This is a genomic window from Litorihabitans aurantiacus, from assembly GCF_030161595.1.
Lineage (GTDB): Bacteria > Actinomycetota > Actinomycetes > Actinomycetales > Beutenbergiaceae > Litorihabitans > Litorihabitans aurantiacus.
Genome location: NZ_BSUM01000001.1, coordinates 659,126 through 683,380 on the forward strand (window position 1 = coordinate 659,126; position 24,255 = coordinate 683,380).

A 24,255-nucleotide genomic window follows, 5' to 3' on the forward strand; every position below is an offset into this window, starting at 1 on the left:
GGGTCGGGCGGGTCCGGCGGGTCAGTCCGCCTGGTACCCGGGGTCGACCTCGTCCGGACGCTTGCCCAGCAGCCGCGCGACCTGCTCCACGAGGACCTCGCGCACGAGGTCGCGGAGCTGCTCGTCGTCCTCGGCCCGCTCCTCGAGCGCGCGGCGGTACAGGACGACGCGGTGCGCGAGCCCCGCGGCGGGGTCGGCCGCGAAGTAGCGTCCGAGGGGCACGCCCCGTTCCCAGGGCGAGGGGTCCGACGGCGGGACGTCCTCCACGGCGTACTCCACCCCGCGCAGCTCCCTCTGCCATCGCTTCTCCAGCGCCTCGACGAGGTCGAGCACGGCGTCGTCGAACTTCTCCGCGCGGCTGCGCGAGGCGGGCATCCCGGGCGGCAGCAGCGGGCCGCGCAGGCCGCGACCGCGTCGGTCCCGACGGCGCGCACCACGCCGGGAGGGGATGCTCACCTGGTCCACACCGGTACCGGCACCGATCTCGTGCGGTCGGCGAGCGGCGGGGGAGGGCATGGCCCCACGGTAGTCGCGGGTGCGGGTGCGGGTGCGGGTGCGGGTGCCGCTTCGCGGTGAGCGGGCCCGGGTCCGCGTGCGGGGCGCGTCGCGCGAGCGGGCGCGCGGTCAGAGGGTAGGTTGGCCCGTGTGAGTCCCGCCCGTCAGTGCACGCGAGCCACGTGCGCGAAGCCCGCAGCCGCCACGCTGACCTACGTCTACGCCGACTCCACGGCGGTGCTCGGCCCGCTGGCCACGCACGCCGAACCGCACTCCTACGACCTGTGCGGCTCCCACGCCGAGCGCCTCACGGTCCCGCGCGGCTGGGAGGTGGTCCGTCTCGACGTCGACCTCACCGCCGCCGCACCCACGACCGACGACCTGGCCGCGCTGGCCGACGCCGTGCGCGAGGCCTCCCGCAGCGTGCCGCGCCGGGCGACGCCGCCGTCGCAGGGGCGCCACGCCGTCGCCGCCCCGCAGGAGCCGCCGCTGTCCGCCGGCGCCCGCCGCCGCGGCCACCTGCGCGTGCTGGACGGGGGCGAGTGATGACGTCCCCGGAGTGGGTGCGCGACGCGCTGCGCTGCCCGGTCACGCGGACCGAGCTGGTCGACGGGACCGGCCCGGACGGCGCCCCCGAGCTGCACAACACCTCGTCCGAGCGACCCCTCGCGTACGCGGTGCGCGACGGCGTCCCGGTCCTGCTGCCCGACGAGGCCCGCCCGCGCTGACGCGCCGCCCACCCGCGTTGACGCACCCGCCCGCTGACGCGCCCGCCCGCGTTGACGCGCCGCCTTCCCGCGTCGAGGTGCCGTCCGCCGTCGCCCTCAGCTACGTCCTCGTTCTCGCGCTGGCCTCGCCACGGTGAGATGCGACTTCCGCGCCGAGATGCGTTGTGGAGGTGTGCATCTCGGCGATCGTGTCGCATCTCGATGCCGATGCCGATGCCGATGCCGATGCCGATGCCGATGACGACGCCGGACAGCCGCGGTGTCGCACGAGCGCGGCGGGGTTTCAGCCGGTGGCACGGTGACGCACGAGGCGTCGCAGCCGTACGACGAGGGCATCTCGATCACGGAGGTCGCTCCACGTGAGGTGCAGCACGACCCACCCGGCCCGCGCCAGGGCCGCTTCACGCCGTGACGTCCGGTTCACCTCGCGCGTCAGCTCCTCGCCACGGAGCCGGGCGAGCTTGACTGCGCCGTCGAACTCCACGGCCACTCGCATCTCCGGCCACGCGATGTCGAGCTCCACCCTGCCGATCTCCGTGTCCACCAGGTGCAGGGTGCGAGGCAGCGGTAGGCCGTCGGCCACCGCCACCGCGCGGACGAAGGACTCACCCGGCGAGTGCACCTGCGCCGTGGCGATCTCCATCGTGCGTCGGGCTGCGCGGACGCCCCTTGCGCCCGTGACGGTTGCGATGCGTCGAAGAACGTCCTCCCGGTCCGCTCCCATGCGGAGAGCGGAGTCGACCAGCACGACGGACTCCACGAGCGGGAGCGTTCGCGCACAGTCCGCCACCGTTCGTTCGATGCAGGTGACACGGACGTCCTGGTGCAGGCGGATGTCGCGTGCCTCGAGCGGCGTGTGGTGGACGCGCAGGTGCGGGGACGGCCGGTGGCCGGTCGACGGTGGCGGCGCCGTGACGTGGACCGGCAGCCCGGCACCGAGGATCCAGCACCCCAGGAGGAGGGCGGCGGTCTGGTGGGAGAAGGGAAGATCGGTGCGCGCCATGTGCGAGTGAGCCCGGACGTGCTGCAGGACGAGCTGGCTCCGCCTCTGAGCGCTGCTGGCGCCCGCATCGGGAGGCGCGGCCAGCACTCCAGGACGGAGGGCGACGAGGTCACCGTTCTCGAGCAGGCGTGCGGCGTCGCGCCGCGGGAGGTTGCGCGTGGGCACGACGGTCGGCAGGTCGAGCGGGGCCATGGGCAGCCCACGGGTAGGAGACGCCAGTCCGTGCCAGGAGTCCAGGAGCATGGTCAGAGCCTGGCCGGGGCGGCCGATCTCCAGCTGCGACACCCGCTCGACTGTGGACCTGGACGCCGCCCCGCCGACCTGGGGACAGCTCGTTCCGGCTGCGGCGAGCGGCACCGGCCGTCGAGGCGAAGCCGAGCAGCGACATCGTCGTCGAGAATGCCGCCGCGGTGTCGCTGTTCGACGACGGTGTCGCTGCTCAGCGGAGGCGGGGCGCGGGGCGCGGGGCGTGGGGCGCGGGGCCGGTGGGGTGTGGGGCCCGGTGGGCGCGGCCCGGAACGCCGCGAGGCGGTGCCGACCGGTCCGGTCGGCACCGCCTCGCGGTGGGTGGCGCTCAGGCACGGCGCCGGGCGGGGCGCGCCGAGGCTCAGGACTGCGCGGCGGCCTTCAGGTCGTCCACGAAGTCCGGGTTCTCCTCGAGCCACGCGGCGGCCGCGTCGGCCTCGTCGGAGTACTCGTCCGAGTTGAACATCATGTTCTCGAGCTCGAACAGCTGCTCGTCGGTCAGCTCGAACGCGCCGAGCCAGGTGGCCAGGGTCGGGTAGCGCTCGGTGAAGTCGCTGGCACCGAAGGAGTGGATGCTCTCGGCGCCGCCGAGGGCGCCCTCCGGGTCCTCGAGGTCGCGCACGGGGAACTCGTCGTAGGCCCAGTGCGGGCGCCACAGCGTCACGGCCACGTTGGTGCCCGACTCGGTCGCGCTCGAGAGCTCGGCGAGCATCGCCGGGGTCGAGGAGACGACGTACTCCATACCGTCCAGGCCGTAGGTCGGGATGACCTCGTCCTGCGTGATGCGGGTGAGGCCGGCGCCGGCCTCGATGCCCACGAGGCGGTTGCCGTACTCGTCGGCCATGTCGGCCAGGTCCGCCAGCGACTGGGCGGGGGAGTCCTCGTTCACCGCGATCGTGAGCACGGCGTTGTCGTACCAGGCACCCAGGTCGACGATGTCCTCGCCGGCGTCGGCGACGTAGTCGGCGTGCGTGCCGGGCAGCCACGCGTCGAGCAGCAGGTCGTACCCGCCGCCGGAGAGCGACGTGAAGATCAGGCCGATGTCGGCGGTCTCGAGCTCGACGTCGTAGCCCTCGCTCTCGAGGATCTCCTGCCAGAGGTAGGAGACGGCGATGCCCTCGTCCCACCCGGTCGGCACGCCGATCGAGAGGCTCGCCTCGTCACCCTCGGGGACGGTGGCACCCGAGGCGGCGGAGTCGTTCGAGCCGCAGCCCGCGAGCACGAGGGCGGCGGCCGCGGAGGCGGCCAGGGTCTGGATGGTGGTGCGGCGCATGTGTCCTTTCCTGGCGTCGCCCTCGGTCCGGGCGGCGCCTGCTTCGGGAGGTCGTGCAGGTCGTGCTGGTGGTGCAGTTCTGAGGTCCCTCGGGGCCGCGCTCAGCTCGCGGCGCGGGCCCGCGCACGGGCGACGGGGGAGCGCTCGCCGAGCGCGGAGGTGACGCGGTCGAGGAAGATCGCGAGGATCACGACGGCGAGTCCCGCCTCGACGCCCGGGCCGATCTGGACGCGCTGGGTGGCGCCCACGACGTCGTTCCCGAGGCCGCCCGCGCCCACGAGACCGGCGATGACGACCATCGACAGGGCGAGCATGATGACCTGGTTGACGCCGGCGAGGATCGTCGGCATGGCGAGCGGGAGCTGGATCTGGCGCAGGATGCGGCCGCGGCTCGAGCCGAAGGCCTCACCGGCCTCCACGACCTCGCGGTCGACCTGGCGGATGCCCAGCTCCGTGAAGCGGACGCCGGGGGCGAGCGCGAACGCGATGGTGGCCATGATCCCGGGCACCGGACCGGTGAGGAAGATCGTCACCGCGGGTAGCAGGTAGACGAACACCGGCATGGTCTGCATGAGGTCGAGAATCGGGCGGACGATGCGCGAGACCGTGCGGTTGCGCGAGGCCCAGATGCCTAGCGGGATCGCGATCGCGAGGGCGATGGCGGAGGCGATGAGCACCAGCGCGAGCGTGCGCATCGCGCTGGTCCACAGGTCCATCGACCAGATGAGCGTGAATCCGACGGCGGAGCCGAGCGCGAGCTTCCAGCCCTTGGCGAGGAACGCGATCGCCACGAGGATCGCGGCCATCACGTAGAACGGCGGGAGGGTGAGGGCGTCGGCCGTGACGTCGAAGACGCCCGAGAGCGCCGTCTTCAGCAGGTCGAAGAAGGCCCGGAAGGTGGCGGTGAGCCAGTCGATGGCGTCGGCGGCCCACTCCCCGAGCGGGATGCGGATGACGGGGTCGTTCACAGCGACGCACCTCCCTGGCGCTCGGTCGTCTTGCTCGTCTCGGTCGTCCCGGTCGTGCCGGTCTGGTCGGTGGTGCCGCCCTCGTCCGGGCGGACGAACGCGTCGTGCGTCGCGGTCGCGGGGGCGACGTCGTCGCGCGTCTCCGCGACCGCGTCACCCCCGGAGCCCTCGCCGCTGTCGGGCGCGGCCTCCGTCGTGTCCGGCGGGACCATCGCCTCCAGCAGCCGGACGCGGGGCACGACGCCGACCAGGCGGCCGTCCTCCGACACGACCGGCACGGGCAGGGTCGAGGACGCCGACGGCGCGAAGATCTCCGCGAGCGGCGCGTCGGGTCGCACGGCGCGGTCGTCGGTCTCGAGCACGCCGGTCAGGTCCGGCGCGCCGGCGCGCTGCGCGGCGAGCACGGCGTCGTCGTGGACGACACCGGCGAACCGGCGCGAGCGGTCGACGACGAACGCCGCCGACGCCTGCGCCTGCTCCATGGTCCGCAGCGCCTGCCGCGGACCGCCGCCCAGCGGCACGGTCACGGCGGGCGCCCGCATCACGGTCGCGGCGGTCAGCACGCGGGTGCGGTCGACGTCGGCCACGAACTGCGCGACGTAGTCGTCGGCGGGTTCGGACAGGATCTGCTCGGAGGAGCCGATCTGCACGATGCGGCCGTCCCGCATCATCGCGATGCGATCGCCGAGGAACATGGCCTCGTTGAGGTCGTGGGTGATGAAGACGATGGTCTTGCCCAGCGTGCCCTGCAGCTCCAGCAGCTGCTCCTGCATCTCGCGCCGGATCAGCGGGTCGAGGGCCGAGAACGCCTCGTCCATCAGCAGGATGTCGGTGTCGGCGGCCAGCGCGCGGGCGAGGCCGACGCGCTGGCGCATCCCGCCCGAGAGCGCGCCGGGCACGGAGTCCTCCCACCCGGCCAGGCCGACCAGGCGCAGCGACTCCATCGCACGCTCGTTGCGCTCGTCGCGGCCGACGCCCTGGATCTCGAGCGGGTAGGCGGCGTTGTCGAGCACGGTGCGGTGCGGCAGCAGCGCGAAGTGCTGGAACACCATCGACACCTTGCTGCGGCGGATCTCGCGCAGCCGGGCGGGGGAGACGGTGGCGAGGTCGTCGTCGCCGAGGTGGATCGAGCCGGCGGTCGGCCGCCACAGCCCGTTGAGCATGCGGATCAGCGTCGACTTGCCGGAGCCCGACAGCCCCATGACGACGAAGATCTCACCCCGGTTCACCTCGAACGAGGCGTCGATGACGGCCGCCGTCCCCAGCGGCTTCACCTCGTCGCGGGTGGCGCCGGCGCGCAGCCGGCGCACGGCCTCGCCGCCCCGGCGTCCGAACACCTTGTAGGCGCCGTCGGCGCGGATCTCCGTGTGGTTCTCGGTCATGTCTCGTGCGTCCTTCCGGACACAGCCCTGACCCGGTGCGGGTCGCCGTCACATTCGTCCGAACGCGGCAGCGGGCGTGCCAAGCGAGCCCGACGCGGTGCGCCGGGCTGGTCCCTGTGGTCTGCCTCCACCGTGACGGATCGATCACGAACGCGCAAAACCGACCACCCCGTCCAACGTGCGAAAATGCGTGACGCCCGACACGCGGAAGCCTTCTGACCTGCGGCGATGCCCGCCGTCGATCGTTACGCCTTCGTTATCGCGAGACGCCCGGCGGAGCCCGAGGAGCCGCGAGTAGGCTCGTCGACCGTGACCTCACCCCTGCAGCACCGCGTCCGCGACCTGTCCCTGGCCGAGGCCGGCCGCCACCAGATCCGCCTCGCCGAGCACGAGATGCCGGGTCTGATGGCGCTGCGCGAGGAGTACGGCGCAGCGCAGCCGCTGCGCGGCGCACGCATCGCGGGCTCGCTCCACATGACCGTGCAGACCGCCGTGCTCATCGAGACGCTCACGGCGCTCGGGGCGCAGGTGCGCTGGGCGAGCTGCAACATCTTCTCCACGCAGGACGAGGCCGCGGCCGCCGTCGTCGTCGGACGACCGGAGACCGGCGGGACGCCGCAGGACCCGCGGGGGTCCCCGTCTTCGCCTGGAAGGGCGAGACCCTCGCCGAGTACTGGGAGTGCACCGACGAGATCCTGCGCTGGGTCGAGGGCGAGACCGGGCAGGACGTGGGTCCCACCCTGATTCTCGACGACGGCGGTGACGCCACGATGCTCGTGCACGAGGGTGTGGTCGCCGAGCGCCGCGGCGCCGTCGAGAGCGACCCGGTCCCGGGCGACCGCGGCTACAGCCACGAGAAGCTCGTCTTCCTCGCGACGCTGCGCGCCTCGATCGCGGCCGATCCGCGCCGCTTCACGCGCCTGGCGGAGACGATCGAGGGTGTGAGCGAGGAGACGACGACCGGCGTCCACCGCCTCGCCCAGCTGGCGGCGTCCGGCGACCTGCTGTTCCCGGCGATCAACGTCAACGACTCGGTCACCAAGTCCAAGTTCGACAACCGCTACGGCATCCGCCACTCCCTGCCCGACGGCCTCAACCGCGCCACGGACGTCCTCATCGGGGGCAAGGTCGCGTTCGTCGTCGGCTACGGCGACGTCGGCAAGGGGGCTGCGGAGTCGCTCCGGGGCCAGGGGGCGCGCGTCGTCGTCTCCGAGATCGACCCGATCTGCGCGCTGCAGGCCGCGATGGACGGCTACCAGGTCGCGCGCCTGGCGGACGTCATCGGCCAGGTCGACTTCGTCATCACGACGACGGGCAACGTCGCCGTCGTGACTGCGCAGGACGTCCTGGCGATGAAGGACAAGGCCGTGCTGGGCAACATCGGCCATTTCGACAACGAGATCGACATGGCGGGCCTCGAGCAGGTCCCGGGTGTGACACGGACGGAGATCAAGCCGCAGGTCCACGAGTGGACGCTGCCGGCCGACGTCGCCCCGGACGGGACCGAGCGCCCCGAGCGCAGCGTGATCGTGCTGTCGGAGGGGCGCCTGCTCAACCTCGGCAACGCCACGGGCCACCCGAGCTTCGTGATGAGCGCGTCGTTCGCCAACCAGGTGCTCGCCCAGATCGAGCTGCACGTGAAGGCCGACTACCTCGACGTCGCCGAGGGGGCGACCCCCGACGTCCACCGGCTCCCGAAGGAGCTCGACGAGAAGGTCGCACGGATGCACCTGGCCGCCCTGGGCGCCGACCTGACCGAGCTCACCAAGGAGCAGGCGGAGTACATCGACGTCGACGTCGCCGGTCCCTACAAGAGCGAGCACTACCGCTACTAGGCGGGTCCGCAGCCGGCACCGCCGGCACTGCCGGCAAGGCCGGCTCGATCGGCTCGATCGGCTCGATCGGCGAGGGCCTCAGGCGGCGGACCGGCCGTCCCCGTGTCGCTCCACCAGCTCGGCGTGCACGACGGCGCAGACCAGCGCGCCGAGGGGCCCGGTGATCGCCGAGGCGGCCGTCGAGCCGGCCGCGCCCCACGCGGCGGACCCGCCGAGCATCGCGCCGAGGGCCGTGAACGGCGCGGTGACGACGCCCGCGGTGATGACGAGCACGATCACGCTCAGCAGCCAGATGCCGATGAGCCGCCACCGCTCGCCGTGCACGAGCGACGCCGCGCGCCGCAGCGATCCGCGCGCGCCGCCGTCGTCCGTGGTGGCGTGCTGCGGCAGCGCGATGACGACCACCGGGAGCCAGCGGCCGAGCGCGACGACGGCGAGCGCGGTGCCCAGCACGATCGCGAGCGCTACGAGGGCGTCCGACCCGGTCGCGGTCGCGAGCGCCCCGAGACCTGCGGGCACCAGGAGCGCGAGGGCGACGGCGAGCGCGGTGCCGCCCGCGAGCGCGAGCATCCCGGGCACGCGCCGCCGCAGCGCGCGCCAGACGGTGCCGGCGCCGGCCGCGCAGCCGGCGGACTGCAGCGCGAGCGCCCGCGCCGCCCAGCCGACGACGACGACCGTGGTGATCGCGCCGAGGACCGTGGCCAGCGCGGACGCGGTGACCTGGGCGACCAGCAGCCGCAGCTGGGCCTGCGACTCCTCGCCCCACGCCGTCGCGTCCACGCCCGCGGCGGACAGCAGCGCGTCGGCGGCGCCGCCGCTCGGCAGCAGTCGCGCGGCGGCGACCTCGACCGCACCGGCCACGATCACGACGCCCGCCCCGACGGCCCACGTCGAGCGGGGGAGCGTCCGGATCCGGGCCACGACGCGTTCGGTCAGCTCACCCAGGCCCCTCGCGCCGGGCGCGTCGCCCGACGGTCGAGCGGATGACGCCGACGGCGCGGCGACGGGGGCGTTCGTGTCGCCGTCGCCCACCGCCTCAGGGGCGTCCGGACCGCCGGGACCGCTCGCTCCGGACGCGTCGGGTCCGGTCGGTCGGGGGCGCGCCGCCTCCCCCAGCCGCGTGGTGCGCTCATGGGTGCCACGATAGGGGTATGACCTCCACCATCCTCGTGGTCGACGACGACCCCGCCATCTCGGAGATGATCGGCATCGTGCTGGCCTCGGAGGGCTTCCAGGCCGCGTTCTGCCCCGACGGCGAGCACGCGGTGGAGGTGTTCAACTCCTCGACCCCGGACCTCGTGCTGCTCGACCTCATGCTCCCCGGCAAGGACGGCATCGAGGTCTGCCGCGACATCCGACGCATCGCGGACACCCCGGTGGTGATGCTGACGGCCCGTTCCGACACGGTCGACGTCGTGCGGGGCCTCGAGGCCGGCGCCGACGACTACATGGTGAAGCCGTTCAAGCCCCAGGAGCTCGTCGCCCGGGTGCGGGCGCGGCTGCGCCGGCAGGACCACGACGCCACCGAGCGGCTGCAGATCGGGGACCTCGCGATCGACGTCGCCGGCCACCGGGTCACGCGCGCCGGCGCGACCATCGCGCTCACGCCGCTCGAGTTCGACCTCGTGGTCGCGCTCGCGCGCAAGCCCTGGCAGGTCTTCAGCCGCGAGGCGCTGCTGGAGCAGGTCTGGGGCTACCGGCACCAGGCGGACACGCGGCTGGTCAACGTCCACGTCCAGCGGCTGCGCGCGAAGATCGAGCGCGATCCCGAGCACCCCGAGGTCGTCGTCACCGTCCGCGGGGTCGGCTACCGGGCGGGGACCCCGACGCCGTGACCTCGCCGGGCCAGGCGCGGACCGCGGCGTCGGAGGTGGCGAGCACCCCGGCGTCGACCGCGCGCCCGCCCGGCCCGGTGGCCCGCACGCGCCGCTGGTGGCGCCGCAGCGCGGTGCGCCGCCGGTCGTTGCGCCTGCGCGCGGCGTGGGGTCGCTCCCTGCGGCTGCGCGTGCTCGCGGTCACGACCGTCGTCGGCATTCTCGCCCTCGTCCTGATCAGCGCCTACCTGTCCGAGCGCGTCCGGGACACGCTGTACGAGCAGCGGGTGCAGGAGGCGCTCTCGGACGCCGCCACGCGCACGGGACTCGTGCAGCAGCAGTTCGACGCCTCCACGGCCTCGACGCCGGCGCAGGTGCAGACGGTCGTCAACGACATCGTCCGACGCACCCAGAGCTCCGGCTCGGGCGCCGTCGGCACGATGCTTCGCCGCAGCCCGGGCGACACCGGCAGCACCTCGCTGCTGCCGTTCACGTTCGGGACCGCGGTCGAGCTGTCCGGCCAGCTGCGCGCGAGCGTGGGGGAGACCGGGACGCAGCACTGGCAGGCGGTCGAGCTCGATCTGGCCGACGGCGCGGCGCCCGGGATCGTGGTCGGCTCCGTCGTCTCCCCGCCGGTCGTGGGTCCCTACGAGCTCTACTTCGTCTACAGCCTGCAGAACGAGGAGAACACCGTCGTCCTCATCCAGCAGACGCTCGCCCTGGCGGCGCTCGCGCTGCTCGGACTGCTGGCGGCGATGGCCCTCTACCTCACGCGGCAGGTGCTCGGACCGGTGCAGCTCGCGGCGCGCTCGGCCGAGCGGCTGGCCGCCGGGCACCTCGACGAGCGCATGACCACGCGAGGGCGTGACGAGCTGGCGCTGCTGGGCCGCAGCTTCAACGAGATGGCCGACAGCCTCCAGGAGCAGTTCGAGCGGCTCGCCGGGCTCTCGGCGCTGCAGCAGCAGTTCGTGTCCGACGTCAGCCACGAGCTGCGCACCCCGCTGACCACCATCCGGATGGCCTCGGAGATGCTCTACGACGCGCGGCGAGACTTCGATCCCGTCACGCGTCGTTCGGCCGAGCTGCTGCACACCCAGGTCGACCGGTTCGAGGCGCTGCTCGCCGACCTGCTGGAGATCTCGCGGTTCGACGCCGGGGCGGCGATCCTCGACGTCGAGCACCTCGACGTGCGCACCGTGGTGCGCCGCGCCGTCGACCTCGCGGCGCCGCTGGCGGAGCGCAGCGGCACGAGCCTGGCGGTCGAGATGCCGCCCGAGGCGTGCCGCGCCGACATCGACCCTCGCCGGGTCGAGCGCGTCCTGCGCAACCTGCTGGCCAACGCCATCGAGCACGCCGAGGGCCGGGGGATCGAGGTCGTCGTGGTCGCGGACCCGCGTGCGGTGTCCATCAGCGTGATCGACCACGGGGTCGGGATGACGGCGCGGCAGACCGAGCAGGTCTTCGACCGGTTCTGGCGTGCGGACCCCTCGCGCGCCCGCACGCTGGGCGGGACGGGGCTCGGACTCGCGATCTCGCTCGAGGACGCCCGGCTGCACGCCGGTGACCTCGAGGCGTGGGGCAGCCCGGGCGTCGGGGCCACGTTCCGCCTGACGCTCCCACGCCGCGCGGGTGTGACCATCACCCACTCCCCGGGTCCCCTCGCGCGGACCGAGGCGGAGCCCGAGGCACCCAACGAGCTGCTGGGTCCGTCGCCGGCGAGCGTCCCGGGGCTCGACGGCGTGCTCGCCGCGGAGCGCACGATCGAGGAGGTCCGATGAGCCGGCCGACCCGCGTCGCCGCGTCTGCGTCCGTGACCGCGGGTCGACGGCGTCCTGCGCGCGTCCGCCGTCTCGGCGTCGCGCTGGCCCTCGCGCTCGGCGTCGGCGGGTGCACCTCGCTGCCGACCTCGGGGCCGGTGGAGACGGGGATGACGGAGGCGCCGACGTCGGGCGTCATCCGCTACGAGGCGAGCGGGCCGGTGGCCGACGCCGAGCCCACCGAGATCGTCGACGGGTTCCTGCAGGCGGGCGCCGCCGGACTGTCGGGGGACAACGACTTCGAGGTGGCGCGCTCGTTCCTGACCGCGGGGGCCGGCCGGAGCTGGCTGCCGCTGGCGCAGGTCGTGGTGTCCGCCAACGACTCGCCGCAGATCCCCGTCGTCACGCTGCCCGAGGGGGCGCGACGGCGGACACGGGTGACACGGGCGGGTCCGGCGGGGCGGACGGGTCGGGATCCGACACCGACACCGATGCCGCCGACGGCGCCGGGGGCGGTGCGGACGAGGGCGTCGGTGAGCCCGGGCCGGGCGAGTCGCTCGGGACCGCTCAGATCGAGGAGCTGGAGCGGGTCCAGGTGCGCCTCGGGGTCGAGGCCGTGGCCGACGTCGACCAGCGGGGCGTCTACACCGCCACGACGTCGGCGACCGCCTCGGAGCTCACCTACGAGCTCGTGCGCGTGGACGGGCAGTGGCGCATCGACTCGCTGCCGAGCGGGCTGCTCCTGTCGGAGGTCGCGTTCGGCAACGTGTTCCGCTCGGCCCCGGTCATGTTCCTCACCCCCGACGGCGGCTCCCTCGTGCCGGACGTCCGGTTCGTCCCCACGCGCAACGCCGTCTCCTACGCGCTCGATCGCCTGCTCACGGGGCCGGCGGACTGGCTCGCGCCGGCGGTCACGACCAGGGCGGGGTCCGGCATCACTCTCGAGCAGCCCGGTGCCGGTGTCACGGTCGAGGACGGGAGCCAGGTCGCCGAGGTGCGGCTGACCGGCGCCGGCGACCTCGACGAGGTCGGCCGGACGCAGCTGTACGCCCAGGTGGACGCGACGCTGCGCTCGATCACGGGGGTGAGCGGCGTGTCGCTGTGGCTGGACGGCAACCCGTTCGAGCCCGGGGCGGACCTCCCGCGGCCCACGCGTGCCGACGACGTCGTGCCGGACCGGCTGGTGGGGCTCGCCGACGGCGAGCTGGTCGTGGTCACCGACGGGGTCGTGGAGCCGTACGTCGGGAGCGGGGACGAGGCGGACGGCGACGGCGTGCCGACCGACCCCTCCGATCCGGGCGACGCGACCGACCCGTCCGGCGCGGACGCTGCCGGTGCGGCCACGCCGTCGTCCGGGGCGACGGCCACCCCGACCCCGCCCGCGACCGCGTCGCCCCCGCCACCCCTGCCGCCGGGACTCTCGCGACCCGCGCCCGCCTACCGCGAGCAGGACGGGGTCGCGGTGCTCCAGGACGGCGACCGGCTGCTGCACGTCTCGCCGTCCGGCGCCGTCTCGGTGCTGGCCACCGGGCGCGACCTCCTGGCGCCGACGCAGGACCGCTGGGGCTGGATCCTCACCGGCGAGCACGACAACGAGGGCGAGCTGACGGCGGTGCGTCCCGACGGCACCACCGTGGCGGTCGAGGCGGACCCCCTGGTGGGACACGTCGTCCAGGTGCGACTCTCCCGCGACGGCACGCGGGCCGCGGTCACGACCGAGCGCGAGGGACTGACGCGCGTGCGGGTCGTCGCCCTCGTGCGGGATCGCGACGGCGTCCCGCTGCGGGTCGTGGACGGCCCCGTCCTCCTGGACGACCTCGCGGCCGGCTACGGCGCGGTGTGGGTCTCCGGGTCGGAGGTCGCGGTGCTGGCCGCCACCGAGGAGGGCGCCGTGCCGGGTGTGCGGTCGGCGCTCGTCACCGGGCCCGTGTCCCAGGTGTCCACGACGACGCAGGCCGTCGCCATCGCCGGGGGGAACGGCCTGGGGGAGCTCGTCCTGTCCACGGCCGACGGACGACTGCTCGGGCGTGTGTCGCTGCGGTGGGAGGAGCTCGCTGCCGGGGTCACCGATCCCGCCTACCCGGGCTGAGACGCGCTGTCCCCCGGGCGCTCCGGGGTGCGGTGCGTCCACGGACGGCCCGCGCGTCGTGCCGACCGGCCGCGCGGCGGGCACGGTGGGGCGATGAGCTCGCGACACCCGCCCGCCGCCGCCCGCGCCGACGACGACGCGCGGCGGAGGCGCCGCGCGGTGGACGTGGTGCGCTCGCTGGCGTACGAGGTCGCCAGGCTGGCGGTCCCGCTGGCGTGCGCCGGGTGCGGCCGCGTCGACGTGACGCTCTGCGGACCGTGCACGGCGCTGCTCGCCGATCCCCGGCGGGTCGACGGCGCCGCACCCGACCTCCCGGACGGCCTGCGCGTGTGGGGTCTCGGCACCTACCGCGACGAGCTGCGTCACGTCGTGCTCGCGTGGAAGCTCGGCGGTCGTCGGGACGTCGACGGCGTGCTGGCCGCGGCGACCGCAGGAGTCACCGCGGTGGCGCTCGCGCACGGCCTGCTCGACGGTGCGGCGCCTCCGGCGCCGGGGACGCCGTCGGTCTCCCGGGGGCCGGTGCGGGGGCGCCCGAGGTCTGGGTGGTCCCCGCGCCGTCGGGCTGGGGTCGGGTCCTGCGCGGACGACCGCCGGTGGTGCGGCTCGCGGACGCCGTCGCCCGCGCGGTCGCCGACGCCGGGACGCCCGCGCGCGTCGTGAGCGCGCTCCGGCGGCGCGGGGCGGCACCGCACCACGCGGCCGGCTCCCGGAGGGCGCGGGGCGGACGACGGTCCGCGCCGGCGCGGCGCGGCGCGGGGCGAGGCCCCGGCGTCGGCGCGCGGATCGATCTGACGGGACGGGTGGTGCTGCTCGTCGACGACGTCCTGACCACGGGCGCCACGCTGTCGCGGTGCGTCGCGGCCGTACGGGCCGCGGGCGGCGCGCCGGTGGGTGCGGTCGTCCTGGCGGCCGCCGGCTCGGTGAGCGTCGCGGGGGCGCGGATCAGGGTGCCCGGGACGCCGTCCCGGGCAGCGGTCGGTCCGCCACCGGTCGCGCCGCGGCGCTCCCGCGTGCACTAACGTCGATCCATGGAGCGCACCACGATCGCACCGCACCGAGGCGGACGACGGCGAGCAGCGCCCGCGACGGGGGTGATGCCCGTCCCCATCCACCCGTGAGGGTGGCCCCAGCACGCACGACCCGGCGCCACGCGCCGGAGATCCACGGAGGTAGTCCCATGGAAATCGTCGTTGTCGGTCGGCACACCGAGGTCGCACCCCGGTTCCGCAAGCACGTCGAGGACAAGCTGTCCAAGGTCACCCAGCTCGCGCCGTACGCGCAGCGGGTCGACGTCGAGATCAGCCACGAGCCCAACCCGAGGCAGGCCGCCTCCAGCGAGCGCATCGAGCTCACCGTCCGGGACAGGGGACCGGTGGTCCGCGCCGAGGCCAGCGCCTCCGACCGCTACGCGGCGCTCGACGTCGCGACGACGAAGCTCATCGAGCGGCTGCGGCGCTCGCACGACCGTCGCAAGGGCAAGGCGGCCCGCCGCGAGGGCAAGGCCCCGGTCGCGGCCGAGGAGGCGCTCGCGGCGCTCGACGCGGCGATCGCGCCGGCGCCCCAGGAGGCGCCCGAGCAGGACGTGAACACGGCACCGACGGAGCCGGACGTCGCGGTGGAGGCCCAGCTGGGGGACTCGCCCGTCGTCGTGCGCCAGAAGGTGCACCGCACGTCACCCGTCAGCGTCGAGGACGCCATCGACGAGATGGAGCTCGCCGGCCACCCGTTCTACCTGTTCATCGACGCCGAGACGCGGCAGCCCGCCGTCGTCTACCACCGTCACGGCTGGACCTACGGCGTGATCCGCCTCGACGCCGAGGCGGCACCCACCAGCTGATCGACCCGGAGGATGCGCGGGGGACGCCTACGATGGGTGGGCGTCCCTCGTGCCGGGGGCGTCAGGCCCGCGCCGCGGGCACGTCACCAACCTGGGAGCAAAGCGTGGTCTCCATCCTCGACCGGGTCCTTCGCATGGGCGAGGGCCGCATCCTCAAGAAGCTGCACGGGATCGCCGCCCAGGTCAACGCGCTCGAGGACTCGTTCTCGGACCTGACCGACGCGGACCTCCGCGAGGAGACGGACGTCTTCAAGCAGCGCCACGCGGACGGCGAGAGCCTCGACGCGCTGCTGCCGGAGGCCTTCGCCGTCGTGCGCGAGGCCGCGAAGCGCACGCTGGGTCAGCGCCCCTACGACGTCCAGCTCATGGGTGGCGCGGCGCTGCACCTCGGCAACATCGCCGAGATGAAGACCGGTGAGGGCAAGACGATCACCGGCACGCTGCCCGCCTACCTCAACGCGATCTCGGGCAAGGGCGTCCACGTCGTCACGGTCAACGACTACCTCGCGAAGTACCAGAGCGAGCTGATGGGCCGCGTCTACCGCTTCCTCGGGATGAGCTCCTCGGTGATCCTCGCGGGGCAGACGCCGGACGAGCGCCGCGGCCACTACGCGGCCGACATCACCTACGGCACGAACAACGAGCTCGGCTTCGACTACCTGCGCGACAACATGGCGTGGACCACCGCCGAGCTCGTGCAGCGCGGCCACAACTTCGTCATCGTCGACGAGGTCGACTCGATCCTCATCGACGAGGCCCGGACGCCGCTCATCATCTCGGGCCCCTCCTCGGGCGACACGAACAAGTGGTTCGCCGAGTTCGCCCGCGTGGTGCGGCGCATGGACCGCGAGACCGACTACGAGGTCGACGAGAAGAAGCGCACCGTCGGCGTGCTCGAGCCCGGCATCGAGAAGGTCGAGGACCACCTCGGCATCGAGAACCTCTACGAGTCCCTGAACACCCCGCTCATCGGCTTCCTCAACAACGCCATCAAGGCGAAGGAGCTGTTCAAGCGCGACAAGGACTACGTCGTGATCCGCGGCGAGGTGCTCATCGTCGACGAGCACACCGGCCGCGTGCTCGCGGGCCGCCGCTACAACGACGGCATGCACCAGGCGATCGAGGCGAAGGAGGGCGTCCAGATCAAGGCCGAGAACCAGACGCTCGCCACGATCACGCTGCAGAACTACTTCCGCCTGTACAACCGGATCTCCGGCATGACCGGTACCGCGATGACCGAGGCCGCGGAGTTCCAGAACACCTACACGATGGGCGTGGTGCCGATCCCGACCAACCGGGACATGCAGCGCATCGACCAGCCCGACCTCGTCTTCACCACCGAGGACGCCAAGACGACGGCGGTCGTGGAGGACATCGTCGCCCGCCACGCCGCGGGTCAGCCCGTGCTCGTGGGCACCACGTCGGTGGAGAAGTCGGAGGCGCTCGCGGTGCGCCTCAAGCGCCAGGGTGTGCCGCACGAGGTCCTGAACGCCAAGAACCACGCGCGCGAGGCCGCCATCGTCGCGATGGCGGGCCGCAAGGGCGCCGTCACGGTCGCGACCAACATGGCCGGCCGCGGGACGGACATCATGCTCGGCGGCAACGCCGAGCACATCGCCGTCGCGGCGCTCGCCGACCGCGGGCTCAGCCCGGCGGAGACGCCGGAAGAGTACGAGGAGGCGTGGCCGGAGGCGCTCGAGGCAGCCAAGGAGTCCGTGGCGGCGGAGCACGACGAGGTCGTGGACCTCGGTGGGCTCTACGTGCTCGGGACCGAGCGGCACGAGTCGCGTCGTATCGACAACCAGCTGCGCGGTCGTTCGGGGCGTCAGGGCGACCCCGGTGAGTCCCGCTTCTACCTGTCGATGCAGGACGACCTCATGCGCCTGTTCAACTCGGGTCTCGCCGAGCGTTTCATGAGCTCCTCGGCCTACCCCGAGGACGTCCCGCTCGAGTCGAAGATCGTCTCGCGCGGCATCCAGAGCGCCCAGGGGCAGGTCGAGGCCCGCAACTTCGAGATCCGCAAGAACGTCCTGAAGTACGACGACGTCCTCTCTCGCCAGCGCGCCGCGATCTACGGCACCCGCCGCCGCGTGCTCGAGGGGGAGAACCTCTCCGACCAGGTGCAGGGCTTCGTCGACGACGTCCTGACCGACGCCGTCGAGTCCGTCACGGCGGACAACGACCCGGCGACGTGGGACCTGGAGGAGCTGTGGAACCTCCTCAAGCCCCTCTACCCGATCTCGCTCACGGTGGAGGAGGTCGTGGAGCAGGCGGGCGGCAAGAACCGTCTCACGCGTGACGCCCTCGTGCGCGAGATCCGCTCGGACGCCCAGCTGGCCTACGAGCGCCGCGAGGAGCAGCTGACCTCCGACGTCATGCGCCAGGTCGAGCGACGCGTCGTGCTGTCGGTCATGGACCGCAAGTGGCGCGAGCACCTGTACGAGATGGACTACCTCAAGGAGGGCATCGGGCTGCGGGCGATGGCGCAGCGCGACCCGCTGGTGGAGTACCAGCGCGAGGGCTTCCAGATGTTCAACGCGATGAACGAGGCCGTGAAGGAGGAGGCGGTCGGCTACGTCTACCACCTCGAGGTCAAGGCGCCCGAACCCGCCGCCGAGCCCGCCGTCGCCACGGTCGAGGGGGCGCAGGACGCCGCGGCCGAGGACGCCGACGCCGACGGCGCCGCGACGGACGAGGCTCCCGCCGCGCCGTCGCCCGCACCCGCGGAGGACGTCGACGCCGCGCTCGGGCTCGAGGCCCCGGAGCGGCCCACGCGCCTGCAGTACTCGGCGCCGTCGGAGGACGGTTCGGCGTTCGTCTCCGGTTCGCCCCGCGGCGCGAGCCGTCGCCCGGCCCCGGGAACCGACACGGGCACCGGAACCGACGATGCGTCGGTCAACCGCGAGGAGCGCCGCCGCGCGGCCAAGCAGGCCAAGAAGCGCTGATCCGCACCGACGCACGACGACGCCCCCGACCCGCGAGCAGCGGGTCGGGGGCGTCGTCGTCGACACCTCGGATCGCCGCGCGCCCCACCGGGGCGGTCCAGGTCATCCCACCTGGAGCTCGACGACGCGCCAGCGCCCCCGGAAGAGCTCCATCCGGCCGGCGACGGCGCGCACGCGCCGACCGTCGTGGACGACGGCGCAGACCTCGACGACCCCGGGTCGCGTGGTGTCCGCCCGGGCCGAGAGCACGCGGCCGTGCGCCGGGCGGGTGGGGCGGCCGTGCAGCCTGACGTGCAGGCCGGCGCGGCGTGCGACGGACCCGTAGATCTCGGTCGTCACCCAGCGCACGAGCTGCTGGGCGGGCCGCCCGCCGGCCAGGACCTGGACGACGGCGAGTGCGAACGACCCGAACCAGCGGGTGGGATCCGTGACGCTGTCGGCGTGGTTCGCGCGGGCGCGGCCCGGTGCGGCGGCGATCGGCACGACGGGGGTGAGACCCGGCCCCCGGTGCGGGTGCAGGGGAACCGGGGAGGGGGCGGGAAGCTGCTCACCGGCGACGTCGGGGTGCGACGGAAGTGCGGACATGGCTGCTCCTAGTCGTGGGTCGGGGTCTCGGGCGACGCGGTGGCGGCGGGGGTGGCCCCCGCCGGTGCCCGCAGCTGCGCTCCGGGGTGGATGAGGTCGGGGTCGGGGCCGACGACGTCGCGGTTCGCGTCGTACCAGTCCTGCCAGCCGGTGGGGCCGTCCGGCCCGGCCCAGTCCTGCGCGATCCGCCAGAGCGAGTCGCCCGCGACGACCGTGTACATCGCCTCGGCCGCGCTCCCGTCGATCGCGGTGGCCGGCGGTGGTTCCTCGCCCGCGGCCGGCGGCGGCGCCGGTGCGGGCGCGGGGCTCGCCGGAGTGGGAGCGGAAGCCGGAGCCGGAGCGGTGGTGTCGTCCGGTGTCCCGGGGTCCGCGAGGACGCGGCCCTTGAGCGAGGGTGCGGGTGACGGGTCGTCGACGGGGACGACTGCGGCCGGCCGGTCCACCGGGGCGGTGGGTCGCGAGATCTCGGGGGTCGCGCCGCCGACCGCGACCGGCGGGACGTGGACGGGGGTGACCGGATCCGTCGACGTCGGGTCCGGCGCCGTGGCCGCCGGTGCGGCGACCACCGGACCGACCGTCAGGTCGTCGGGGACCGCGGACGCCGGACCGACGAGGGCGGCGAGCGACACGCCGGCGACGGCGCTCGCTCCCACGAGCCGCTGGACGAGGCGTGGGCCGAAGCGCCGCACGAGCGTCCGACCCGTGCGCCAGCCCCCGCCGAGACCCTCGAGCCCGAGGGTGACGGCGGCGAGGAGACCGGCCACCAGGTACCAGCCGCTCGTCGCGACACCCACGACGCGGAGGCCCTGCACCACGAGCTCCTCGACCGTGCCGGGCTCGCCGTCCCACGTCAGTGCGAGCAGGGCTCCCACGGTTGCGGCACCCGCGGCCACGGCGAGACTCAGCAGCAGGCGGGTGCCGGGCGTGCTCCTGCCCGCGGTGTGATCGTGTGTCGATCGTCGGTCGTCGCGTGTCATGTCCACCCCTGCGTTTGACGCTGTTTGACGTCACAGAAGAATGTCGGACGTCGCCACACGAGTCAAGGGGTGTGGAACAGTACGGCCATGCGATGGCACGAGCTGTTCGAGGACCTGGAGTCCCAGGCCGACGCCGCCGAGCGTGCGGACGGCGAGCTCGAGGGCGCCGAGCTCCTGGAGGCGGAGCAGGGCCGCATCCCGCTCGTGGACCGGCTGCGCGCCGTCGTCGGGAGGACCGTGTCCGTGGGGACGGCCGACGAGCACGTGACGGGTGTGCTCGAGGACCTGGCGCCCGCCTACCTCGTGGTGGCGACGGCGCAGCGGGACGTGCTCGTGCCGGCGGCCGCCGTGCGGTGGGTGCAGGGTGCCGGGCGGTCGGCCCTCGAGGGGGCGGGTGCGGAGGCCCGGCTGACGCTGGCGCACGTGCTGCGCGGTGTCGCGGAGCGAGAACGGGTGGTGCGCGTGGTGACGACCGCTCGCGTGGTGGTCGGTGAGATCGACCGGGTGGGGCCCGACCACGTCGACGTGGTCGAGAACGGTGACGCCGTGAGCATCCCGTTCGCGGCGATCAGCTCAGTCGCGCTGTAGCGCCGTCCGGCGCGCGGCTGCGGCCGCCTTCTCGCGGTCGACGTACGCGTCGAGCTCCTTCGCCTCGACGCGCCACATCCCGCGTCCGCCGACCTGGAAGCCCTGGATCTCGCCCTGACGGACCAGGGCGCGCGCGGTCGGGACGGTGATGTCGAGGATCTCGGCGACATCGGCCAGGGTCAGCATCCGTTCGGGCATGCTCCTTAGTCTGACACCGCACGCCCGAAGGCGCGCGTCGACCGCACCACCTGTGGAGAACTGCCCCGCACGGTGGCGGGCGTGGCACGATGTCCGCCACAGGGCTAGCAGCAGGGGGTGCACGTGGCTCGTCGATCCGGTCGTGCCGGAGAACAGTCCGTCGGGGCGCAGCAGGTGCTGCCCGCCGTGACGTCGCGCCGCCCGCCGGCGTGGCGAAGCCCGCGCTTCGGCGTCGGGATCCTGCTGGTGGTGGGGTCCGTCGCGCTGGGCAGCTGGGCGCTGGACCGCGCCGCGTCGGGTGAGCAGATGTGGGTCGCCCGGCACGACCTCGCGCCCGGCGACCCCGTCAGCAGCGAGGACCTGCGGAGCGTCGCGGTCGCCTGGGAGGGGGACGAGGGCGTCTACCTGACGGCGGCCGACGTCGTGCCGGGGAGCGTCGCCGTCTCGTTCGTGGGCGCGGGCGAGCTCGTACCGTCCGCCGCGCTCGGTGTCGCGGCCGACGTGGACGGCCGTCCGGTCACGGTCCCCGTCCCGACCGGTGTCGTGGTGGAGCCCGGCGTCCTCGTCGACCTGTGGTCGCTGCCCCGCCCCGGTGAGGGCGAGCCGCAGCAGATCGCGGACGGTGCCCAGGTCCTGGGCGTCGAGGAGGATTCCGGGCTGCTGCGCAGCGGCAGCGGCAGGGTCGCCCGCGTGCTCGTGGACCCCGCGGTCGTCCCGGCCGTGCTCGCCGTGCAGGCGGACGGCGGCGCGGTGACCCTCGTCGAGCGCCCGGGGAGCTGAGCGTGGCACCCGGTGCCCTCGTGTGGCTGGAGGGACCCACCGAGCCCGAGGTCGTGGCCCGGCTCGGCGCGCCCGGGTCACCGGCGCGGGTGCTGCGGCGCTGTGCCGATCTCGCCGAGCTGACCGCCGCCGCGGAGTCGGGGGTGGGCGAGGTCGCCGTGTTCCACCTCGGGCGCGGTGTCGACGCGTCACGCGCCGCGCTGCTGCGGCGGTGCGGCGGTGCGGCGTCGCCAGCGTCCTCGTGGTCCCGGCGGCGGACGCGCCGCGGGCGCTCGCGATCGGTGCGGACGCCGTCGTGCCCGACGGCGAGGGGCTGGGGGAGCGGCTCGTCACCGTGATCGCTGCGCTCCTCGCGCGCCGCGCGGGCTCGGACGGTCCTGGTCGCGCCGGTCCGGGGGGCAACGGCCCCTCGGGCGGTGCGCGGGCCGACGCCGCGCCCCTGGTCCCCGACGACCCCGGATCGCTCCTCGCACCCGACGGGCGCCTCGTCGTCGTGTGGAGCGGCCACGGGGCTCCCGGACGGAGCGTCACGGCCGTCAACGTCGCCGCCGAGCTGGCGCTGCACGGACCCACGATGCTCGTGGACGCGGACTCCGTGGCGCCGAGCCTGACGCAGGTGCTCGGGGTCGTGGAGGAGACGGCGGGGCTCGCGGCGCTGTGCCGGGCCGCCGGCCAGGGGGTGCTCGAGACGGTGACGGTGCTCGACCGCGCCCGCCGGCTCCCCTCGGGCGTGCTGCTCCTGCCGGGCCTGACGCGCGCGGACCGCTGGCGCGAGCTCGTCGGCGACCACCTCGACCTGGTCTGGCCGGCGCTGCGCCGCAGCGCCGCCTGGGTCGTGGTCGACGTCGCCGCGGGCCTGGAACCGGCTCCCCAGCGCGGCGCCGACCGGTGGGCGGCCACGCGCTCGGCCCTGCGCGCGGCCGACGACGTGGTGGTGGTCGCGGGGTCGGACCCGGTGGGTCTGCGACGGGCCGTCGGCGCGCTCGCCGAGCTCGACGCGGAGGAGGTCGCGGCACCCCGCCACCTGGTGACCACCCGGGTGCGTGGCGGGCGTCGCGCCGGCGCGGACGCCGCCGTGGCCAGGGCCGTCGAACGATTCGCGGGCGTCCCACCCGTGGTGGGGGTGCCGCAGGAGGACGCGTTCGACGACGCGCTCCTGGCGGGGGCGGCCCTGCGCGAGGCCGCGCCGCGTTCAGCGGCGCGGCGGTCCTACGCGGCGCTCGCTGACCACCTCCGCGAGTCGGGAGCGCCCGAGGCGACGACCGAGGTCGCGAGGGTGACCGCACGGGGCCCGGCGCGCCGCTCGACCGGGAGGCGTCGCGGCCGGGAGCCACGGCCTCCGGGTGGCGAGCGGCCGGGTGCATGACCGGCCGGGTGAGCGAACGGCCGGGTGACGAACCGCCCCGGTGATGAGACGCGGGTCGGCGAGGCCTGCTGCGACACTGGTCCCGTGCGCCTCTACGTCCCCGCCACCCTCGGCGACCTCGCCCGCCCCGAGCTCGGCCCGCGTCCGGCCTGCGCCGTCACCCCGGCGCTGCGCGCCGCGCTGCCGGAGGAGGACGAGGAGGGCCTCGAGCTGTCGGCCTTCCTGTCGGCGACCGACCTGGCCGTCCTGCGCCTGGCCGACGCCCCGGGTGAGCCCCGGCGTCGGGTCGTCGTCGCTCTCGAGGTCTCCGACGTCGCGTTCGCGCCGGTCCCCGCCGACCTGGCGGACCTCGCGGCCGTCGTCGGCGTCGTCCCGGCCGTGCCGTGGGCCTGCGTCGTCAGCCTGCACCTGGACGAGCCCGAGGCGGCGGACGCCGTCGCGGCGGCGCTGGCGGACGACGACGCGTTCGACGCCCTCGGTGAGATCGACCTGCTCTGGTTCGACCCGAGCGAGCGGGCCCACCTCGTCACCGGCGCCTGACGGCGGAGGACCGGCGCGGGCGCCGCGGCAGCCGGCGGCTCAGCGCCCCAGGGCCGACAGCAGCTGCGGGTGCAGCACCCCGTTCGTCGCCAGCGCGTCGCCGTCCCACGGGCCCGGGCGCCCCGCGCGCGAGGTGAACGTCCCGCCCGCCTCGGTCACGATCGGGACCAGGGCGGCCATGTCGTACACCTCGAGCTCGGGTTCGACCGCGACGTCGACGCTGCCCTCGGCGACCATCATGTAGGACCAGAAGTCGCCGTACCCGCGCGTGCGCCAGCACCGCGCCAGCACCCCGGTGAAGCGCTCGAGCTCGCCGCGCTGGGCCCAGCCGTCCAGGCTCGCGTACGACAGCGACGCGTCGTCGAGGTCGGCGACGCCGGAGACGGCCAGGCGCCGCGCGGGCGCACCGGCGACCACGACGTGCGCGCCGGCGCCGGTCGCCGCGTACCACCGCCGCTGCAGGGCCGGCGCGCTGACGACGCCGACGCGCATCTCCCCGTCCACGGCCAACCCGATGAGGCTCGCCCAGACGGGGACGCCGCGCACGAAGTTCTTGGTGCCGTCGATCGGGTCGATGATCCACTGCCGCCCCGTCGGCGCGACGGTCCCGCCGAACTCCTCGCCGAGCACGGCGTCGTCCGGCCGCTGCTCCGCGACGATCGCCCGCGCCGTCCGCTCGGCGGCCAGGTCGGCGTCGGACACGGGGGAGGTGTCGGGCTTGGCGTCCACCTTCAGGTCGAGGGCGCCGAAGCGGGGCAGCGTGACGGCGTCGAGCGCGTCGGCGATCGCGAGCGCGAGCGCGAGGTCGTCGGCGAGGTCGGAGCCTGCGGCCGTGGCGTCACTGGTCAT

At 74.6% G+C, this 24,255-nt stretch carries 24 protein-coding genes and 2 pseudogenes; 16 read left to right on the top strand and 10 right to left on the bottom strand.

The window, feature by feature from the left end; all coding sequences use genetic code 11:
• Positions 1–21: 21 nt before the first annotated feature.
• A complete protein-coding gene (locus tag QQK22_RS03075) occupies positions 22–516 on the bottom strand; it encodes a metallopeptidase family protein (RefSeq protein WP_284249302.1) in 495 nt (164 codons plus the stop codon).
• Between the two features lie 129 nt (positions 517–645).
• On the opposite strand from QQK22_RS03075, the gene QQK22_RS03080 reads away from it, so the two are divergent.
• Together QQK22_RS03080 and QQK22_RS03085 are read left to right on the top strand one after the other, a co-directional pair.
• Positions 646–1,041, top strand: coding sequence for a DUF3499 domain-containing protein (locus QQK22_RS03080; protein WP_284249304.1), 396 nt, complete (start codon positions 646–648; stop codon positions 1,039–1,041).
• Positions 1,041–1,223 (top strand): Trm112 family protein, encoded by a 183-nt coding sequence (locus QQK22_RS03085; protein ID WP_284249307.1) that lies wholly within the window; start codon positions 1,041–1,043, stop codon positions 1,221–1,223. The genes QQK22_RS03080 and QQK22_RS03085 overlap by 1 nt, the downstream gene beginning before the upstream one ends.
• 283 nt (positions 1,224–1,506) lie before the next feature.
• Here QQK22_RS03085 and QQK22_RS03090 read toward each other — a convergent pair whose 3' ends face one another.
• The 4 genes from QQK22_RS03090 to QQK22_RS03105 all read right to left on the bottom strand — a co-directional run bounded on the left by QQK22_RS03090 (position 1,507) and on the right by QQK22_RS03105 (position 6,095).
• A complete protein-coding gene (locus QQK22_RS03090) occupies positions 1,507–2,511 on the bottom strand; it encodes a hypothetical protein (protein WP_284249309.1) in 1,005 nt (334 codons plus the stop codon).
• A 322-nt stretch (positions 2,512–2,833) separates the two neighbouring features.
• Positions 2,834–3,745, bottom strand: coding sequence for a glycine betaine ABC transporter substrate-binding protein (locus QQK22_RS03095; protein ID WP_284249311.1), 912 nt, complete (start codon positions 3,743–3,745; stop codon positions 2,834–2,836).
• Positions 3,746–3,846: 101 nt separating this feature from the next.
• On the bottom strand, positions 3,847–4,713 hold the full coding sequence (locus QQK22_RS03100; RefSeq protein WP_284249313.1) for an ABC transporter permease: 867 nt from the start codon (positions 4,711–4,713) through the stop codon (positions 3,847–3,849).
• Entirely contained in the window at positions 4,710–6,095 is a 1,386-nt protein-coding gene (locus QQK22_RS03105) for a quaternary amine ABC transporter ATP-binding protein (RefSeq protein ID WP_284249315.1), read from the bottom strand. The genes QQK22_RS03100 and QQK22_RS03105 overlap by 4 nt, the downstream gene beginning before the upstream one ends.
• Before the next feature lie 258 nt (positions 6,096–6,353).
• Between QQK22_RS03105 and ahcY the strand changes: the two are divergent.
• Positions 6,354–7,930, top strand: a pseudogene (gene ahcY / locus QQK22_RS03110) (adenosylhomocysteinase).
• 78 nt (positions 7,931–8,008) lie between these two features.
• On the opposite strand, the gene QQK22_RS03115 reads toward ahcY, so the two are convergent.
• Positions 8,009–8,962 carry a hypothetical protein gene (locus tag QQK22_RS03115; RefSeq protein ID WP_284249317.1) on the bottom strand — a complete coding sequence of 318 codons (954 nt, stop codon included), beginning with the start codon at positions 8,960–8,962 and terminating at the stop codon, positions 8,009–8,011.
• Between the two features lie 119 nt (positions 8,963–9,081).
• On the opposite strand from QQK22_RS03115, the gene mtrA reads away from it, so the two are divergent.
• The 8 genes and pseudogenes from mtrA (at position 9,082) to secA (ending at position 18,372) form a co-directional block, all read left to right on the top strand.
• Positions 9,082–9,765, top strand: coding sequence for an MtrAB system response regulator MtrA (gene mtrA / locus QQK22_RS03120; protein ID WP_284249319.1), 684 nt, complete (start codon positions 9,082–9,084; stop codon positions 9,763–9,765).
• Entirely contained in the window at positions 9,762–11,522 is a 1,761-nt protein-coding gene (mtrB, locus tag QQK22_RS03125; protein WP_284249321.1) for an MtrAB system histidine kinase MtrB, read from the top strand. Before mtrA ends, mtrB begins: the two co-directional genes overlap by 4 nt.
• A 149-nt stretch (positions 11,523–11,671) precedes the next feature.
• A pseudogene (locus tag QQK22_RS19490) lies at positions 11,672–11,899 on the top strand (LpqB family beta-propeller domain-containing protein); the annotation flags it as partial.
• A 182-nt stretch (positions 11,900–12,081) separates the two neighbouring features.
• Positions 12,082–13,590: an LpqB family beta-propeller domain-containing protein gene (locus QQK22_RS03130; protein WP_488803224.1), complete on the top strand. Its 1,509-nt coding sequence runs from the start codon at positions 12,082–12,084 to the stop codon at positions 13,588–13,590.
• A gap of 93 nt (positions 13,591–13,683) precedes the next feature.
• A complete protein-coding gene (locus tag QQK22_RS03135; RefSeq protein WP_284249326.1) occupies positions 13,684–14,250 on the top strand; it encodes a hypothetical protein in 567 nt (188 codons plus the stop codon).
• Positions 14,247–14,609 (top strand): phosphoribosyltransferase family protein, encoded by a 363-nt coding sequence (locus QQK22_RS03140; RefSeq protein ID WP_284249328.1) that lies wholly within the window; start codon positions 14,247–14,249, stop codon positions 14,607–14,609. The genes QQK22_RS03135 and QQK22_RS03140 overlap by 4 nt, the downstream gene beginning before the upstream one ends.
• A 158-nt stretch (positions 14,610–14,767) precedes the next feature.
• Positions 14,768–15,427 (top strand): ribosome hibernation-promoting factor, HPF/YfiA family, encoded by a 660-nt coding sequence (hpf, locus tag QQK22_RS03145; protein WP_284249330.1) that lies wholly within the window; start codon positions 14,768–14,770, stop codon positions 15,425–15,427.
• Between the two features lie 104 nt (positions 15,428–15,531).
• Positions 15,532–18,372 (top strand): preprotein translocase subunit SecA, encoded by a 2,841-nt coding sequence (gene secA, locus QQK22_RS03150; RefSeq protein WP_284249332.1) that lies wholly within the window; start codon positions 15,532–15,534, stop codon positions 18,370–18,372.
• A 102-nt stretch (positions 18,373–18,474) separates the two neighbouring features.
• On the opposite strand, the gene QQK22_RS03155 is transcribed toward secA, so the two are convergent.
• Positions 18,475–18,957, bottom strand: coding sequence for an Rv3235 family protein (locus QQK22_RS03155; protein ID WP_284249334.1), 483 nt, complete (start codon positions 18,955–18,957; stop codon positions 18,475–18,477).
• A gap of 8 nt (positions 18,958–18,965) precedes the next feature.
• The gene (locus tag QQK22_RS03160; protein WP_284249337.1) at positions 18,966–19,934 is read right to left on the bottom strand and encodes a LysM peptidoglycan-binding domain-containing protein; all 969 of its coding nucleotides are present in this window, start codon (positions 19,932–19,934) and stop codon (positions 18,966–18,968) included.
• Positions 19,935–20,021: 87 nt separating this feature from the next.
• Between QQK22_RS03160 and QQK22_RS03165 the strand changes: the two genes are divergently transcribed.
• Complete coding sequence (locus QQK22_RS03165) at positions 20,022–20,522, top strand: DUF2642 domain-containing protein (RefSeq protein ID WP_284249339.1); 501 nt, start codon at positions 20,022–20,024, stop codon at positions 20,520–20,522.
• Here the strand turns inward: QQK22_RS03165 and QQK22_RS03170 are convergent.
• Positions 20,508–20,720, bottom strand: coding sequence for a helix-turn-helix domain-containing protein (locus QQK22_RS03170; RefSeq protein WP_284249340.1), 213 nt, complete (start codon positions 20,718–20,720; stop codon positions 20,508–20,510). The two genes, QQK22_RS03165 and QQK22_RS03170, sit on opposite strands and share 15 nt — an antisense overlap.
• A 123-nt stretch (positions 20,721–20,843) precedes the next feature.
• Between QQK22_RS03170 and QQK22_RS03175 the strand changes: the two genes are divergently transcribed.
• The 4 genes from QQK22_RS03175 (at position 20,844) to QQK22_RS03190 (ending at position 23,406) form a co-directional block, all read left to right on the top strand.
• Positions 20,844–21,500, top strand: coding sequence for a hypothetical protein (locus QQK22_RS03175; RefSeq protein WP_284249343.1), 657 nt, complete (start codon positions 20,844–20,846; stop codon positions 21,498–21,500).
• 2 nt (positions 21,501–21,502) lie between these two features.
• Complete coding sequence (locus QQK22_RS03180; protein ID WP_284249344.1) at positions 21,503–21,838, top strand: hypothetical protein; 336 nt, start codon at positions 21,503–21,505, stop codon at positions 21,836–21,838.
• Entirely contained in the window at positions 21,742–22,866 is a 1,125-nt protein-coding gene (locus QQK22_RS03185) for a CpaE/TadZ family protein (protein ID WP_284249347.1), read from the top strand. Before QQK22_RS03180 ends, QQK22_RS03185 begins: the two co-directional genes overlap by 97 nt.
• A gap of 84 nt (positions 22,867–22,950) precedes the next feature.
• The gene (locus tag QQK22_RS03190) at positions 22,951–23,406 is read left to right on the top strand and encodes a DUF6912 family protein (RefSeq protein WP_284249349.1); all 456 of its coding nucleotides are present in this window, start codon (positions 22,951–22,953) and stop codon (positions 23,404–23,406) included.
• Positions 23,407–23,445: 39 nt separating this feature from the next.
• Here the strand turns inward: QQK22_RS03190 and hisN are convergent, their stop codons facing one another.
• Positions 23,446–24,255: a histidinol-phosphatase gene (gene hisN, locus QQK22_RS03195; RefSeq protein ID WP_284249351.1), complete on the bottom strand. Its 810-nt coding sequence runs from the start codon at positions 24,253–24,255 to the stop codon at positions 23,446–23,448.